Here is a 14853-nt window from a genome sequence, read left to right as displayed (position 1 = left end):
CGCTTCACCGCCGTACACTTTTGCAAGAGTAGTACAGATAGCTGCAGTTAGAGTTGTTTTACCGTGGTCAACGTGGCCGATAGTACCAACGTTTACGTGCGGTTTCGTACGTTCAAATTTTTCTTTAGACATGAGTTGTCCCTCTAGGTACGGATTTAGGTGGCTTTGATGACCACGCAACCAAAAAGTCTTGGTGATAAGTTTACTCTCAATCACTAAACGTAGTTTAGTTGACGGAAAGTATCAAAAGGAAAACATTGCTTAGAGCTGGTGCTGATAGGCAGACTCGAACTGCCGACCTCATCCTTACCAAGGATGCGCTCTACCACCTGAGCTATATCAGCACTCAAATTAGAGTGGAGCGGGCAGCGGGAATCGAACCCGCATCATCAGCTTGGAAGGCTGAGGTAATAGCCATTATACGATGCCCGCAACACGTAACTCTGTGAGCTATTTCCTTAAGAATATGGTGGAGGGGGACGGATTCGAACCATCGAAGGCAGTGCCAGCAGATTTACAGTCTGATCCCTTTGGCCACTCGGGAACCCCTCCAAATTTTTACTCCATTTTTCTCATTAAGGAAAAATGGTGCCGACTACCGGAATCGAACTGGTGACCTACTGATTACAAGTCAGTTGCTCTACCTACTGAGCTAAGTCGGCATAAGTGGTGCGCATTCTATTGAATGATTTTCTGCCTTGCAATAGGAAAATTAAAAAAAAATGTCTTTTTCTATCAATTGCGGTTATTTGTTGAAATTTCGCCCAATTTGTCAGCAAAAAATGCCTTATTGTCGACTATGTCGTTTGCAATATTGTTTGGTTGTTGTATTTTCGCTGCTCTATCGTGAAACCAAGTTAGGATGACTATGACTCCATATCTCTCATTTAATCGTCAACAATGGGCTGAGTTGCGCAATTCAGTGCCAATGACGTTATCCGAGACCGACCTGGTTGAACTTCAAGGTGTCAACGAAAGCCTCACGATGGATGAAGTTGAAGAAATCTACTTACCGCTGGCGCGCCTGCTCAATTTGTATGTCGCAGCTCGTCAGAGTCGTAATTCGGTTTTGAACAATTTTCTAGGCAATCAGGGCTCAGCGCCACCTTTTATCATAGGTATTGCTGGTAGTGTTGCCGTAGGAAAAAGCACCACCGCTCGCCTACTAAAAGCCCTTCTGTCCCGCTGGGAGAATCATCCCAAAGTTGAGCTAGTCACTACCGATGGCTTTCTTTATCCAAAGAAATTGCTCGATGAACGTGGCATCATGCACCGTAAAGGCTTTCCTGAGTCTTACGATATCAAGCGTTTAGTTGAGTTTGTTTCTGATGTCAAAGCAGGCAAGCCCAATCTGCAAGTGCCCGTTTATTCGCACATTACCTATGACATCACCGAGGAACTTAAAACCGTTGACCGGCCCGATGTACTTATCATTGAAGGGTTAAATGTTCTGCAAAGTGGGATGGACTACCCACACGCGCCCCACCGAGTATTCGTCTCTGATTTTCTTGATTTTTCACTGTATGTGGATGCTGACAGTCAAGTGATTCAGCAATGGTATATCGAGCGCTTTTTAAAATTCCGCCAAGGTGCATTCACTAAACCCGGCTCCTACTTTAGTCATTACACTCAACTGTCTGAATCACAAGCGATTGAAAAAGCACACAGCATTTGGCAAGCGATCAATGGCGTCAATTTAGACAACAACATTCTGCCAACCAAAGGACGAGCCCATCTTATCTTGAAAAAGGCTCAGGATCATAAAGTGGAAGAAGTCTTGTTACGGAAGTAGAAAGAAATGTTTAAGGGTTGGCATTACTTACCAACCCTTTGCTTTTTATGTATATCTGACTTAGTTACACTATCAAGAACGCACTCCGCTCTATCTCTAACGCCCTCATCTTTGAGCGGTTTTACTCCGGCTCTGGTCCGTAAGTATTGTCCCCATCACTGCCTTTTAGTATGCCGCACTCAACAAGAATCCAAACACCACAAGCCATGGCCGCGAAAGAGCTGACGATTTGAAACATCGAAGGTTGTGTCGCGATCGCTGGATCGCCAACCGGTACTGTCATACGACCAATGACAAGCGGTATGTTGAGTAATAACCACCAGCTTGATTTATTGCGGTCATGCCAACGTTTAGCGGTAATCGCCAAATCTGGAACTAAGATAACAATTAAAAATACCGGCAGGATAAGATGGGCCATAGAAGGAACCAGTACGTTCATGCCCATCGCAAAACCGACGATCATCAGGTAGTAGACTATGTTCCACACCCAGTAGGTCTTGCGCCCTATTCTCCCTTGAAAAGAAAACAATAACTCTTTTATCGACATCATTAATACCTAAAATTACCTAACAACAAAAAATGTCTAATTAATCACTTTCTGAAAACAGTCTTTATCCATATCACGAATATTGACCGTTAAACTATGCACATGACTCGCCTGCTCTTGCAAAACTGCCATCAACTGGCGTGATAAGTCTCTTTTTTGCTCCGCAGTTCGTCCATCGAGTAATTCAAAACTCAAGTGGATAAAATCCTGACTATCACCTGAATCGCCAATTAGCCAGTTATGGCAGCGCAACGAACGAGACTTAACCGAGTCTATGTCAAACAATCCGCAACTCAGCGCCACATTGTGCAAATCTTCAAGCAACCCCTGAATATTGACGCGTTCATCGACAGAGTTCGAGTATTCCATTACTAGGTTCGGCATAGTATTCCTCAATATGTAAGAGAGTTTCATCACAATTAAAAACTGCCCAACACTATTACCAATTTCTGTGCTGAATTCCGAGCAAGTTTCGGCCAATCTGTTCAATGGATCACTGATAAGGAGTCGATTACGGTGAGATTGGAGCAATAACAGCTCCAACCATTGGTTGATATCCAAATAAGACATGACGCTAATCATGATCTCACCTATTTTATCTGTTATATTCTTACGAAGAATTTTTACATTAATTGATTAAATACGGAGATATTCCTATGCGTCGTCCTGTAGTGATGGGTAACTGGAAGCTTAACGGCAGCAAAGCAATGGTGAAAGAGCTGCTTACTGGTCTTAACGCTGAACTTGAAGGTGTTGAAGGTGTTGACGTAGCAGTTGCTCCACCAGCACTTTACATCGACCTTGCTGAGCAATTAATCGCAAAAGGCGGCAACAAGATCATCCTAGGTGCTCAAAACACTGACCTAAACAACAACGGTGCATTCACTGGCGATATGTCTCCAGAAATGCTGAAAGATTTCGGTGCTACTCACATCATCATAGGTCACTCAGAGCGTCGTGATTACCACAACGAATCTGACGAGTTTATCGCTAAGAAATTCAACTTCCTAAAAGAGAACGGTCTAAAACCAGTGTTCTGTATCGGTGAATCTGAAGCGCAAAACGAAGCAGGCGAAACTGAAGCAGTATGTGCACGTCAAATCAACGCAGTTATCGATGCTTACGGTGTTGAAGCGCTAAACGGTGCAATCATCGCGTACGAACCAATCTGGGCTATTGGTACTGGTAAAGCGGCAACCGCTGAAGATGCACAGCGCATCCACGCATCTATCCGCGCACTAATTGCAGCGAAAGACGAAGCCGTAGCTGAGCAAGTAATCATCCAATACGGCGGCTCTGTTAAGCCAGAAAACGCTGAAGCTTACTTCTCACAGCCAGACATCGATGGCGCACTAGTAGGCGGTGCTTCTCTAGACGCTAAGAGCTTTGCAGCAATCGCTAAAGCGGCAGCTAAAGCAAAAGCTTAATTTCTCTTTGCTAAGAAATTTTATACAGGCCAGCACACGCTGGCCTTTTTTTGTGTCTGGCACATCATTCAAGTATCCTACGTTTTTCTACTGTAACTATAGTTGTCCCGAATGCAGGATAAACATGGCCTTTTAACCGGCTCTATTCCCCAAGTACTCCGTCAGATGACCGTCCCTATGACCTTTGGCATGGTGGCGATCTTGATGTTTAACTTGGTGGATACGTTTTTTATCTCGCTGCTTGGCACACAAGCGCTTGCTGCGATCAGCTATACCTTTCCTGTCACCTTTGCCGTCAACTGCATCACTATGGGCATAGGTATGGGTTTATCGACCAATATTGGCCGCTTACTCGGTCAGGGGCATGCGCAAGACGCAGCACAGTTCTCGTCCCATGGACTGCTGCTCGCGGTATTGCTGGTCGCCGTCGCTTCGACACTTGGGCTATTTACCATTGAGCCGCTGTTTTTGTTGCTCGGGGCAGAGCAACCGTTATTACCTATGATCCATCAATATATGGATATTTGGTATCTGACCATCCCACTGCTTGTGGTTCCTATGGCAGGCAATGCGGCTATTCGCGCCACAGGAGATACTAAGACACCAGCCAAGATTATGATGCTCGCAGGCTTAATCAATGGGGTACTCGATCCACTGCTAATTTTCGGCTACGGCCCTTTTCCACAACTAGGCATTCAAGGTGCGGCAATCGCCAGTGCGTTCAGTTGGCTTGGCGCATTAATCGGATCACTTTACATTCTGGTCAAACGTGAAAAATTATTAGCCTTGCCCTGTTTCAAAACACTAAGTGAAGATTGGCGTCAGATCCTCAAGATTGGGACGCCAGCCGCTTTATCCAATGCACTCACGCCATTATCAGGTGCTATTTTGATGATGGTATTGTCAACCCATGGCACAGCAGCCGTCGCAGCCTATGGGGCTGCGCAACGAGTCGAATCCATTCTGATCTTAGTCCTAATGGCCCTGACGTCCGCTTTAACGCCGTTTATTGCGCAGAATATGGGGGCAAATAATCCAACTCGCAGCTTCGCCGGACTGTTTTTGAGTATGCGTTTCTCTATGGTGTTTCAGGCCGGGATTTTTGTCATGATGGTGCCATTGAGCATTCCCCTTGCGGCTCTGTTTTCTCAGGAGCAGGCAGTGAAAGATCTGCTGTGGCACTACTTGCTCGTGGTGCCTTTTAGCTATGGTTTTCAGGGGGTGATGATGATGTTGGTGTCTGGGTTAAACGCCTTACATGAGCCACTTAAAGCATTCCAATGGAGTTTTATGCGCCTATTCTTGTTTACGCTGCCATGCGCTTGGCTGGGCGGGCAGTGGTATGACATTGAAGGATTGTTTATCGGCATCGCGCTGGGTAACGTGTTAGGTGGCACGCTAGGTTACTTATATGCGCTTAAGCTGAGAGATCAGCATCTCGCCCCTACTACATAAAGTAAAACACCGACTCACAGGTCGGTGTTTGAAAAGGGATACATGGAATCAGTCGGTAATGATGATCTCTTCTTCAGTAACTTCTAAGTCTACATCGAGTGGTTCTTGAGAAAGGATCACCCCAGTATTGTCTGCATAGAGATAATCTTCAGGAAGGAAGGTAACACCGCCAAAATTGACTGGCACATCCACCTCACCAATGGCTTGAGAGGTCGCTCCAACAGGAATCGATGCCAGCGCTTGAATACCAATGCTCATGTCTTCAAGCTCATCGACTTCACGAACGCAGCCATAGACAACAATACCTTCCCATTCGTTTTCTTCCGCTAAGGACGCCAGTTCTGCATCAATCAAAGCTCTGCGCAATGAACCACCGCCGTCAACGAGCAAAACTCGGCCTAAACCATCTTGCTCTAAAATCTCGCGGATCAAGCCATTATCTTCAAAACATTTTACTGTTGTGATTTGGCCAGCGAACGATGCACAGCCACCAAAGTTGCTGAACATTGGCTCGACAACATCGACTTGCTCCAAGTAAATGTCGCACAAGGCTGAGGTATTGTATTCCATAGTATTCCTTCCCATACCGTTCGTAATCTCCATCGAGTATATAAGGTCATTAAGTCATTGCAATGACATGTATCATTTAACTGACCAGAGTTTGAGCTATAACCACTCCAGCAAACAATAGGTTAGTCAACATTGAACACTTGACGATGACGGGCATCATCGGCGCGATTTGTGCTGGCTTGTCTGCTTGCCAAACGGCCTTACCATGCTTGAAGGTCACTAACAGGCTCAACAAGAATGGCAGGCTGATCCAAATTGGACTTGGCTGATGAATCAGATAAGCAGCAAACGCAATCACAGCGCCGGCGAGTAAAACAAAATGATACTGTTTAGCACGTTTTTGCCCTAAACGAACCGCGACAGTTCTTTTACCACACTCTTCATCATTCTCTATGTCACGCATGTTGTTGATATTGAGCACGGCAACGGCCAATAAACCACACCCAATTGCGGGTAACGCTAGCGAAGGCGCAACAATGCCAGTGTGAAGGAAATACGTCCCGGCAACACCGAGTAAACCAAAAAAGATAAAGACCGAAATATCACCGAGCCCCACATAACCGTATGGTTTGTTGCCCACGGTATAGGCGATAGCGGCAATGATCGCCAGTACGCCAAGGCCAATAAATGCGAGAATACTTTGCAAGCTTTCCAATGCATAAATAACGAGCGTTAGGCCGGCAATGACGGTTAAAATTACATTGATGATCATCGCCTGTTTCATGTCTTGCTGAGTCACAGCGCCCGACTGAATCGCTCGCATGGGCCCCAAGCGCTTATCGTTATCGGTGCCTTTCACTGCATCGCCATAATCGTTGGCCAGATTAGACAGAATTTGCAACAACGTGGCCGTCAGAAACGCCATCACAGCGACGACAAAAGAAAACTGATGTGTGGAATACGCCAATACACTGCCCGTCAGAATAGACACCAATGCCAAAGGCAAGGTTTTAGGGCGAGCGGCGTCAAGCCAAATTCTTAGAGACTGTTTCATGAATACCAGTTTAATCACAGTTACTTGAATTAGAATTGTGGCACATCAAGCCTTGCTGTGAAAAACAAAAAAGGCCACCGAAGTGACCTTTTTGCAAAACTTGCGCTAAGCGAGCGTTATTTTACACGGCCAACGTATTCGCCAGAACGTGTATCAACTTTAATCACTTCGCCGATCGAGATAAACAGAGGTACACGCACAACAGCACCTGTTGCAAGTGTCGCAGGTTTACCACCTGTGCCCTGAGTATCACCTTTAAGGCCAGGATCTGTGTCTGTCACTTCAAGCTCAACGAAGTTTGGTGGAGTAACAACGATTGGGTTACCATTCCACAGAGTGAGCATACACGTGTTGTTCTCTACCAACCACTTAGCACTTTCACCAACGGCTTTCGCATCTGCAGCGATCTGTTCGAAAGTTTCGTTGTTCATAAAGTGGTAGAATTCGCCGTCTGAATATAGATAATCTAGGTCGATATCCATTACGTCTGCTACTTCACACGTGTCGCCAGACTTGAATGTTTTCTCTAGCACTTTACCAGAAAGAAGTTTACGAATTTTAACGCGGTTGAACGCTTGGCCTTTACCTGGTTTAACGTATTCGTTTTCCAGAATTACACAAGGCTCGTTATCAAGCATTAACTTAAGGCCGCCTTTAAATTCATTGGTGCTAACTGTAGCCATTTTTTCCTCTTACATTCTTAGAGCTAAATTCAATGCCGCACATAATAACCCGAAAAGTCGAATCTGTTGAGCAAAACTGGCTCAAACAGTTAGCGAATGGGATCTCTGATCCTGCAAAATTGCTGGAAATGTTGGAAATTGATCCCAAGCCGTGGCAAGACGGGTTTGCTGCGCGCAAGCTGTTTTCACAGCGCGTACCGCAGAGTTTTGTCGATAGAATGGAAAAAGGCAATCCCTTTGATCCTTTGCTGCGTCAGGTGTTACCGCTGAGTGAAGAGTTTGATGTGCACGCGGGTTACTCCTATGACCCACTAGAGGAGCAGAACAATGCGATCCCCGGTCTGTTGCATAAATACCGCAACCGGGCGCTGCTGATCGTCAAAGGGGGGTGTGCGATTAACTGCCGCTACTGCTTTCGCCGCCATTTTCCATACGATGAAAATAAAGGCTCCAAAGCAGTTTGGCAAAAGAGTTTGGACTATGTCACCGCACATCCAGAAATCAATGAAGTGATTCTTTCCGGCGGTGACCCACTGATGGCAAAAGACGACGAACTGCAATGGCTGATTACTCATATTGCCGATATCCAGCACGTCAAGCGGTTACGTATTCATACCAGATTGCCTGTGGTTATCCCTGATCGGATTACCGATGAACTGATAACAATATTAAGTGACACTCGATTGCAGACGATTTTGGTTACTCACATCAACCACGCGCAGGAAATTAATCAACCGTTACGTATGCAAATGCAGCGCCTAAAGCAGGCGGGGATAACGCTTCTCAATCAAGGAGTAATGCTCAAAGGTGTCAATGACAGTATTAACCGCCAAGTTGAGCTGAGTAACGCGTTGTTTGATGCTGGCATATTGCCCTACTACATGCATGTATTGGATAAAGTCCAAGGCGCGGCACATTTCTTGGTTTCGGATCAAGAAGCCAAAGCGATCATGGCTGGAGTGATGGCGCAAGTCTCTGGTTATCTGGTGCCTAAATTAACGCGTGAAATAGGTGGCCGAGCAAGTAAAACACCGCTCGATTTACATCTCGAATAACGATAAAAGCGGCGGTTATACATTCAATACGCCGTCAACATTCTCTAATCTTCAAGACAAAAATATTTTGTTCGATAGCAGAGGGGATTGTATGCATACTCCGCGTTTTGGAGGTCATTATGCAACCCACTATCGAACAGTTTCTCGACTTAGGACCATTCAGTTGGTTCGCGCTGTTTTGCTGCGCACTTAACGGGATTCTTATTGGTGTTGAAAGGCAGACACGGGGTAAACCTGTCGGCATTCGCACCTCAATCTTAATTATTTCTGGCACTTACTTGTTTATGTCGATGGCCGTATCCTTGTCACCAAATACACTCGATCAAGCGCGAGTATTAGGCCAAATCATTACGGGTGTTGGCTTTCTTGGCGCAGGTGTGATGATGACGCTCGATGGAAAAATCCACGGTGTGACTTCTGCCGCTGTCATCTGGGTACTGGCGGCAATCGGTATGATGATTGGCCTCGGTTATATGCAGCAATCAGTCATTCTCACTGTATTAGTGCTAACGGTGCTGCTCGGTGTCGATAAAGCAGAAAACCGCATTAAAGCCCTTCGTCGTGGAGTTCATCAGAAATTCCAAACACGTAGACGCGCTCATCACAGCGCAAGAGAAATGAGAACCGCAGAAGACAATCCCGCGATTTAGAGAGCGGTACTTACCAAAAAACAAAAAGCCAGTTGGTTACCCAACTGGCTTCTTTATTCACAATCGTTCTTTGTTTAGAACAGCTCTTCAGCCACTTTAAACAGGTCATTGCGCACTGGACGCTTCATGTTCTCAATGGCATCAATGATGTCGTGGTGAACCAATTGCTCTTTCTGGATACCCACACAACGGCCACCATGGCCTTCCATCAATAGGTGTACAGCGTAGTTACCCATGCGCGATGCTAGAACACGGTCAAATGCCGTTGGACGACCGCCACGTTGGATATGACCAAGAACAGTTGCGCGAGTCTCACGACCTGTTGCCGATTCGATCTCTTTCGCCAGTTCGTTGGCATCCATCATTAGCTCTGTTAGAGCGATGATCGCATGCTTCTTACCTTTTGCGATGCCATCTTGGATGTTGCTGATCAGCTTATCTTTATCTAGACCGGTTTCTGGCGTGATGATGTACTCACAGCCACCCGCGATTGCTGACATAAGGGTAAGATCGCCACAGTGGCGGCCCATGATCTCAACAATAGAAATACGTTGGTGTGAAGATGAGGTATCACGTAGACGGTCGATAGCATCGATAACTGTGTTTAGCGCAGTCAGGTAACCGATGGTGTAATCTGTACCCGCGATGTCGTTATCGATCGTGCCAGGAAGACCGATACATGGGTAACCCATTTCAGTCAGCTTCTTCGCACCCATGTAAGAACCGTCACCACCAACAACCACTAGCGCTTCGATACCGTGTTTTTGCAGGTTTTCGATTGCTTGTTGGCGTACTTCTACTTCTTTAAATTCAGGGAAACGCGCTGAACCAAGGAAAGTACCGCCTTTGTTGATGACATCAGAAACGCTAGAGCGGTCTAATTTCTCAATACGGTCCTCGTAAAGGCCTAAGTAACCATCGAATACACCGTAAACCTCTAGTCCTTCAGATAGTGCTGTGCGAACCACGCCTCGTACTGCCGCGTTCATGCCTGGTGCGTCACCGCCACTTGTTAAGACACCGATCTTTTTAATCATGTTCACCCTCGATTTTTGGGAATCTTATTTCAATTTTTACGTCAGCCGCTTTCACTAAGCCACTGACAAAATTCCTTTAACTGCGCAGTTATGTTACCCGTCCTATATAGGAATACTAGATTTATTTGCGTCAAAGTATGTAACTTTTCTACTTATGTAAGAGTATTACAGCATTACATTTTGACATCATTGATACACATCAGGATCACAGTTAAAAGTCGTATCGCTGAAAAGATAGCTAATAAGTGTCACTTTTGCGTTACCAATCTCGCGACTTTTGTACTTTTTCTGCGCCAAGCACCACGGAATAAGGATCCTGATGGATCAATACATCTGAATGAGGGAAAAGCTCAAGCAGTTTGTCTTCCACTTCATCCGAGATTCGATGCGCTTCAATTAATGTGATTTTATCTTCCAGTTCTAAGTGAAGCTGAATAAATCGGGTTGGCCCTGACATTCGTGTTCTAAGTTGATGAACACCCAGCACGCCTTCGGTTTGCAAGCAGCACTCACGGATAGCTCTTAGTTCTTTATCGGGGAGTTTACGATCCAATAGGGTTTGTACTGCCTCTTGAACCATTTTCACCGCGCTATATAGGATATAGATACCGATCAACACGGCAAACACGGAGTCTGCCTGAGTGACGCCAAACCAACTGAGGCCCAGAGCTAACATGATGGCGGCATTCATATACAAGTCAGATTGATAATGCAGTGAATCGGCAGCAATCGCTTGGCTGCCCGTTTTTTTCACCACATGTTTTTGAAAACGCACTAAAGCAAAGGTCACTAGCATTGCGAACAAGCTGACATAAACACCATACTCCGGCGATTGCAACTCGTGAGGCCTGAAGAAACGGTCGATACCATTGAGGATCAAAAATACTGCAGAGCCAGAAATAAACATCGCCTGCGCTAAAGCCGCTAACGATTCGGCTTTGCCGTGACCAAAAGTATGTTCTCGGTCGGCCGGCTGAAGGGAGTAACGCACCACAACCAGATTCACTAATGACGCTGCAATATCCAGCATCGAATCAATTAAAGAGGCTAACAAGCTTACCGAGCCAGTCACCCACCAAGCACCTACTTTTACCACCAGTAACAATGTCGCTACTATCGTTGCTGTCCACGCTGCCAAGGTCACCAGACGAGCATATTCTCGTTTCATAATACTCTGATTGTTAAACACAGGTGCTGTTAGTATAACCCTTTAATTGTTAATTAAAAAAGGCAGCGAATTCGCTGCCTTTTGCTTGTCTCTGGTAATCTTTATTGCTCAAAACGTTGTTGCATTTTGCTTTGACATTTTGCTGAGCGCTCTTTTTGCAGCTCAACAAACTTGGCTTTCTGCTCCGGAGTCAGAATACTCATCATCTGATGTTGTCTCTCAAGCATCTTCACTTTTCGCTCAGTTTGTTGCTCGACCATCTGCTTAGCAAGCTGGTTCGCTGCTGCTTGGTCGAAGTTGTCCGCTAATATAAGTTGTTGAACTTGTTCTTGATGTGCTTGCATCTGCGCTTGGCGAGCTTCGAAGTTCTGCTTGAACTCAGACTTCATAGCTTGCTTACCTTCACTACGCATCTGCTGCAGTTGCTCTTGTTGCGCATCGGTAAGATCCAACTGACGCATCATGCCACGGTCAAAGCCACCACCACACTCGCCTTTGCCACCATGTTTGCCATCTTTACCACCGAATGCAAACGCGCTCGCCGTACCTAAAGTTAGAGGAAGAACAACTGCTGCTAATACTAGTTTTTTTGCCATTTTCATAATCGTACCTTTGATTTTTACTATTGGATTGAGCTGTTCTCACAGCGCTTGAGTGTAGAATACGACCTGCGATGTAAAGCAACGTATGGTAAGAGTAAAGAATCGTAAAGAGCGACGATTGCCCTAAATCATTTGCTCAATTAACAGTACTATTAACCTATCCAATTTATGCAGAGATCTGATTATGCCCAACATCTTATTGATTGATGACGATACCGAGCTGACCGGCTTACTTAAAGAAGTCTTGTCGTTTGAAGGCTTTGACGTATCGGAAGCCAACAATGGTGAAGAAGGCTTAGCGCTACTCAATGAGCAGGTAGATCTGATCCTGCTCGATGTCATGATGCCCAAACTCAACGGGATGGAAACCCTTAAACGACTGCGAGAAAACTGGCAAACACCCGTACTGATGCTAACCGCAAAAGGCGAAGAAATTGACCGTGTGATTGGTTTAGAACTCGGAGCCGACGACTATCTACCTAAGCCGTTTAGTGATAGGGAACTGCTGGCACGCATGCGTGCCATTTTGCGTCGCACTCAAAGCAATACTCCAAGCAAAGGAAGCAAAAGCTCAGACTGTATTGAATATCAGGATATTCAAGTGTTTCCCGGTAAGCAGGAAGCCTACTGCCAAGGAGAGCCGATCGAGCTGACCACAACCGAACTTGCCCTACTTAGTCATTTTATTCAAAACCCAGGACAAACATTAACCAAAGAAGCATTGAGCCTTGATGTACTTGGCAAACGCCTGGCAGCCTTTGATCGCGCCATTGACATGCATGTCTCCAATTTGCGCAAGAAGCTACCGGAAAGAGCCGATGGTAAAGCGCGAATCAAAACCTTACGTGGCCGTGGCTACCTATTGGTCGAGGAGGATTAATGCGTCTGCCTAAGATAACCAGTTTGTATGGCCGTATTTTCGCTATCTTTTGGTTCACCATGTTTCTGGTGCTGATGGCAGTCTTGTCATTGCCACACCTTGATCCACGTAAAGCGCGAGACATTCCTAACGATCACTTTGACCGATTAATAGAGCTTAAGAGCAGCATTGAAAAACGCTTCGCCAACGAAACCGATCTTGCGCGAGTATTGTTTCAACTCGAAGGTGGCAAGCGCTCACCCAGAGACCCTCGTCCACGCTTTTTCGTCACAGACCAAAATGGCAACCTATTTACCACTCAAGATCACCGCGACTTTAGGATTCGTGCTCTGCAAAATTTTACCACCAGCGTTGACATCCCAGATGGGCCTAAGCAAAAGCTCTATGGCAACTATATGCTGGCAGGGCCGTTACCAATTACCTTAGCCAAACAAGATTTACTGCTCTATGTAGGAGTAAAGTGGAATCTACCACCACCGTTTTTATTGCGCATGTTTGATAGACCATTACAGCTGCTGTTCGTGGTGATGTTAGTCAGTACGCCATTATTACTTTGGCTTGCATGGGCATTAAGTCAGCCTGCGCGTAAGCTTGAACGCGCGGCTAAACGGGTGGCAAGTGGCGAGTTTGTTGTCGACCCTGCTCTGGAAAAAGGCACCAGTGAGTTTCGCCAGGCAGGCGCAAGCTTTAATCAGATGGTTGAGGCGGTGAATCAAATGATCTTAGGACAACAGCGATTATTGTCTGATATTTCTCACGAATTGCGTTCTCCTTTGACCCGTTTACGAATGGCCAATGCGCTCGCGACACGAAAGCAGGGAGAAAGCCCCGAGCTAACCCGCATCGATACCGAAGCACAACGACTGGAACAAATGATCAGTGAGTTGCTGGAACTATCGCGTATGCAAGTCGATAGCCACTTGACCAGGGAGCCACAGCCGATGAGCAGTTTATGGGAAGTGATCCTTAATGATGCTCAGTTTGAAGCTGAACAAATGGATAAAAAGCTGACCTTTAGCGAGATTCCTGAACGTATTATTTCGGGCAATCCGAAGTTGCTAATGAGCGCGTTAGACAACATAGTTCGCAACGCCATTTATTATGGCAAGGATCGTATCGATGTTGACTTTATCGAGCACAAGCAACAAATAGTGATCACCGTCGATGACAATGGCGAAGGCGTCCCTGATCATGAACTCGATGCTATCTTTAGACCTTTCTATCGGGTATCTACCGCTCGCGACAGGCACAGTGGCGGCACAGGATTAGGGCTAACCATCACCGAAAGTGCGATTCGTCAGCACAGTGGCAGAATTGCGGCCAAACGCAGCAAGCTAGGTGGATTAAGGGTTGAGATTAGCCTACCACTCACTGCACAAAATAGTAGCCGAAAAGTGAATCCATAGCTTGGCGGTGACTCTAGGCCGCCTTATACTTGCTCACCTTGAACAATCAGTGTTAAGAGTTAATCATGTTTGACATCGCCCTTTATGAACCCGAAATCGCACCGAATACCGGCAACATTATTCGCCTATGTGCCAATTGTGGTGCCAACCTTCACCTTATAGAGCCACTCGGGTTTGACTTGGAAGAGAAAAAAGTTCGCCGAGCGGGGTTGGATTATCATGATTTAGCGCGCGTCACTCGCCATCAAAACTACCAAGCCTTTATCGACTACTTACAAAAAGAGCGTGGTGAGTACCGAATTTTTGCCTGTACGACAAAAACAACTGGCCATCATGTTGATGCCGACTTCCAAAAAGGTGATGTATTGCTGTTCGGCCCAGAAACACGTGGGCTACCCGCGGAGTTGATTGAAAGCATGCCAATGGAACAACGCATTCGGATTCCAATGATGCCCGACGCGCGCAGCCTCAACCTATCCAATGCGGTGGCAATTATTGCCTTTGAAGCGTGGCGCCAGATGGGCTTTGCAGGCGCGCAATAATATCGTCAGACGTAAAAAAGCGGACTCCAAGTGAGTCCGCTTTTT

At 46.1% G+C, this 14853-nt stretch carries 17 protein-coding genes and 4 tRNA genes; 8 read left to right on the top strand and 13 right to left on the bottom strand.

Annotated features, from left to right (window positions below; genetic code table 11):
- The 5 genes from TW81_RS19070 to TW81_RS12720 form a co-directional block, all read right to left on the bottom strand.
- On the bottom strand, positions 1–132 hold a 132-nt coding region (locus tag TW81_RS19070; protein ID WP_239424365.1), incomplete at its 3' end, for a GTP-binding protein.
- 136 nt (positions 133–268) lie between these two features.
- A tRNA-Thr gene (locus tag TW81_RS12735) sits at positions 269–344 on the bottom strand.
- A gap of 13 nt (positions 345–357) precedes the next feature.
- A tRNA-Gly gene (locus TW81_RS12730) sits at positions 358–432 on the bottom strand.
- A gap of 35 nt (positions 433–467) precedes the next feature.
- Positions 468–552: transfer RNA gene (locus TW81_RS12725), tRNA-Tyr, on the bottom strand.
- A 34-nt stretch (positions 553–586) separates the two neighbouring features.
- A tRNA-Thr gene (locus tag TW81_RS12720) sits at positions 587–662 on the bottom strand.
- A gap of 206 nt (positions 663–868) precedes the next feature.
- Between TW81_RS12720 and coaA the strand changes: the two genes are divergently transcribed.
- Positions 869–1792 (top strand): type I pantothenate kinase, encoded by a 924-nt coding sequence (gene coaA, locus TW81_RS12715; protein ID WP_045956107.1) that lies wholly within the window; start codon positions 869–871, stop codon positions 1790–1792.
- A 121-nt stretch (positions 1793–1913) separates the two neighbouring features.
- On the opposite strand, the gene TW81_RS12710 is transcribed toward coaA, so the two are convergent.
- Positions 1914–2339 carry a DUF805 domain-containing protein gene (locus tag TW81_RS12710; protein WP_045956106.1) on the bottom strand — a complete coding sequence of 142 codons (426 nt, stop codon included), beginning with the start codon at positions 2337–2339 and terminating at the stop codon, positions 1914–1916.
- 36 nt (positions 2340–2375) lie between these two features.
- The gene (locus TW81_RS12705) at positions 2376–2723 is read right to left on the bottom strand and encodes a 5-carboxymethyl-2-hydroxymuconate Delta-isomerase (RefSeq protein ID WP_045956110.1); all 348 of its coding nucleotides are present in this window, start codon (positions 2721–2723) and stop codon (positions 2376–2378) included.
- A 272-nt stretch (positions 2724–2995) separates the two neighbouring features.
- On the opposite strand from TW81_RS12705, the gene tpiA reads away from it, so the two are divergent.
- Together tpiA and TW81_RS12695 are read left to right on the top strand one after the other, a co-directional pair.
- Positions 2996–3766, top strand: a complete 771-nt coding sequence (gene tpiA / locus TW81_RS12700; protein WP_045956105.1) for a triose-phosphate isomerase — start codon at positions 2996–2998, stop codon at positions 3764–3766.
- 111 nt (positions 3767–3877) lie between these two features.
- A complete protein-coding gene (locus TW81_RS12695; RefSeq protein WP_204244002.1) occupies positions 3878–5221 on the top strand; it encodes an MATE family efflux transporter in 1344 nt (447 codons plus the stop codon).
- 48 nt (positions 5222–5269) lie between these two features.
- On the opposite strand, the gene rraA is transcribed toward TW81_RS12695, so the two are convergent.
- The 3 genes from rraA to efp form a co-directional block, all read right to left on the bottom strand.
- A complete protein-coding gene (rraA, locus tag TW81_RS12690; RefSeq protein ID WP_045956104.1) occupies positions 5270–5791 on the bottom strand; it encodes a ribonuclease E activity regulator RraA in 522 nt (173 codons plus the stop codon).
- A gap of 76 nt (positions 5792–5867) precedes the next feature.
- Entirely contained in the window at positions 5868–6785 is a 918-nt protein-coding gene (locus TW81_RS12685) for a 1,4-dihydroxy-2-naphthoate polyprenyltransferase (protein ID WP_045956108.1), read from the bottom strand.
- Positions 6786–6901: 116 nt separating this feature from the next.
- Positions 6902–7468: an elongation factor P gene (efp, locus tag TW81_RS12680; protein ID WP_045956103.1), complete on the bottom strand. Its 567-nt coding sequence runs from the start codon at positions 7466–7468 to the stop codon at positions 6902–6904.
- Between the two features lie 32 nt (positions 7469–7500).
- On the opposite strand from efp, the gene epmB reads away from it, so the two are divergent.
- Both epmB and TW81_RS12670 read left to right on the top strand, forming a co-directional pair.
- Positions 7501–8523 carry an EF-P beta-lysylation protein EpmB gene (gene epmB, locus TW81_RS12675; RefSeq protein WP_045956102.1) on the top strand — a complete coding sequence of 341 codons (1023 nt, stop codon included), beginning with the start codon at positions 7501–7503 and terminating at the stop codon, positions 8521–8523.
- Positions 8524–8642: 119 nt separating this feature from the next.
- A complete protein-coding gene (locus tag TW81_RS12670; RefSeq protein WP_045956101.1) occupies positions 8643–9173 on the top strand; it encodes an MgtC/SapB family protein in 531 nt (176 codons plus the stop codon).
- Between the two features lie 74 nt (positions 9174–9247).
- Here TW81_RS12670 and pfkA read toward each other — a convergent pair whose 3' ends face one another.
- The 3 genes from pfkA to TW81_RS12655 all read right to left on the bottom strand — a co-directional run bounded on the left by pfkA (position 9248) and on the right by TW81_RS12655 (position 11980).
- Complete coding sequence (pfkA, locus tag TW81_RS12665) at positions 9248–10210, bottom strand: 6-phosphofructokinase (protein WP_045956100.1); 963 nt, start codon at positions 10208–10210, stop codon at positions 9248–9250.
- Between the two features lie 259 nt (positions 10211–10469).
- Positions 10470–11378 carry a CDF family cation-efflux transporter FieF gene (gene fieF / locus TW81_RS12660; RefSeq protein WP_045956099.1) on the bottom strand — a complete coding sequence of 303 codons (909 nt, stop codon included), beginning with the start codon at positions 11376–11378 and terminating at the stop codon, positions 10470–10472.
- Positions 11379–11479: 101 nt separating this feature from the next.
- Entirely contained in the window at positions 11480–11980 is a 501-nt protein-coding gene (locus TW81_RS12655; protein ID WP_045956098.1) for a CpxP family protein, read from the bottom strand.
- 184 nt (positions 11981–12164) lie between these two features.
- Here TW81_RS12655 and TW81_RS12650 point away from each other — a divergent pair, with 184 nt between their 5' ends.
- The 3 genes from TW81_RS12650 to trmL all read left to right on the top strand — a co-directional run bounded on the left by TW81_RS12650 (position 12165) and on the right by trmL (position 14808).
- Positions 12165–12860 (top strand): response regulator, encoded by a 696-nt coding sequence (locus tag TW81_RS12650; RefSeq protein ID WP_045956097.1) that lies wholly within the window; start codon positions 12165–12167, stop codon positions 12858–12860.
- The gene (gene cpxA / locus TW81_RS12645) at positions 12860–14266 is read left to right on the top strand and encodes an envelope stress sensor histidine kinase CpxA (protein WP_045956096.1); all 1407 of its coding nucleotides are present in this window, start codon (positions 12860–12862) and stop codon (positions 14264–14266) included. Before TW81_RS12650 ends, cpxA begins: the two co-directional genes overlap by 1 nt.
- A gap of 65 nt (positions 14267–14331) precedes the next feature.
- On the top strand, positions 14332–14808 hold the full coding sequence (gene trmL / locus TW81_RS12640) for a tRNA (uridine(34)/cytosine(34)/5-carboxymethylaminomethyluridine(34)-2'-O)-methyltransferase TrmL (protein WP_045956095.1): 477 nt from the start codon (positions 14332–14334) through the stop codon (positions 14806–14808).
- The last annotated feature ends 45 nt before the right edge of the window (positions 14809–14853 follow it).

Origin of the sequence: Vibrio galatheae (genome assembly GCF_000967545.1) — a bacterium.
Classification (GTDB): Bacteria; Pseudomonadota; Gammaproteobacteria; order Enterobacterales; family Vibrionaceae; genus Vibrio; species Vibrio galatheae.
This window is presented reverse-complemented; position numbering and strand designations above follow the sequence as displayed.

Bases quoted from the DNA above. Each gene is read 5' to 3' on its own strand.
- coaA (WP_045956107.1), top strand. From the start codon at position 869: ATGACTCCATATCTCTCATTTAATCGTCAACAATGGGCTGAGTTGCGC.
- TW81_RS12710 (WP_045956106.1), bottom strand. From the start codon at position 2,339: ATGTCGATAAAAGAGTTATTGTTTTCTTTTCAAGGGAGAATAGGGCGC.
- TW81_RS12705 (WP_045956110.1), bottom strand. From the start codon at position 2,723: ATGCCGAACCTAGTAATGGAATACTCGAACTCTGTCGATGAACGCGTC.
- tpiA (WP_045956105.1), top strand. From the start codon at position 2,996: ATGCGTCGTCCTGTAGTGATGGGTAACTGGAAGCTTAACGGCAGCAAA.
- TW81_RS12695 (WP_204244002.1), top strand. From the start codon at position 3,878: ATGCAGGATAAACATGGCCTTTTAACCGGCTCTATTCCCCAAGTACTC.
- rraA (WP_045956104.1), bottom strand. From the start codon at position 5,791: ATGGAATACAATACCTCAGCCTTGTGCGACATTTACTTGGAGCAAGTC.
- TW81_RS12685 (WP_045956108.1), bottom strand. From the start codon at position 6,785: ATGAAACAGTCTCTAAGAATTTGGCTTGACGCCGCTCGCCCTAAAACC.
- efp (WP_045956103.1), bottom strand. From the start codon at position 7,468: ATGGCTACAGTTAGCACCAATGAATTTAAAGGCGGCCTTAAGTTAATG.
- epmB (WP_045956102.1), top strand. From the start codon at position 7,501: ATGCCGCACATAATAACCCGAAAAGTCGAATCTGTTGAGCAAAACTGG.
- TW81_RS12670 (WP_045956101.1), top strand. From the start codon at position 8,643: ATGCAACCCACTATCGAACAGTTTCTCGACTTAGGACCATTCAGTTGG.
- pfkA (WP_045956100.1), bottom strand. From the start codon at position 10,210: ATGATTAAAAAGATCGGTGTCTTAACAAGTGGCGGTGACGCACCAGGC.
- fieF (WP_045956099.1), bottom strand. From the start codon at position 11,378: ATGAAACGAGAATATGCTCGTCTGGTGACCTTGGCAGCGTGGACAGCA.
- TW81_RS12655 (WP_045956098.1), bottom strand. From the start codon at position 11,980: ATGAAAATGGCAAAAAAACTAGTATTAGCAGCAGTTGTTCTTCCTCTA.
- TW81_RS12650 (WP_045956097.1), top strand. From the start codon at position 12,165: ATGCCCAACATCTTATTGATTGATGACGATACCGAGCTGACCGGCTTA.
- cpxA (WP_045956096.1), top strand. From the start codon at position 12,860: ATGCGTCTGCCTAAGATAACCAGTTTGTATGGCCGTATTTTCGCTATC.
- trmL (WP_045956095.1), top strand. From the start codon at position 14,332: ATGTTTGACATCGCCCTTTATGAACCCGAAATCGCACCGAATACCGGC.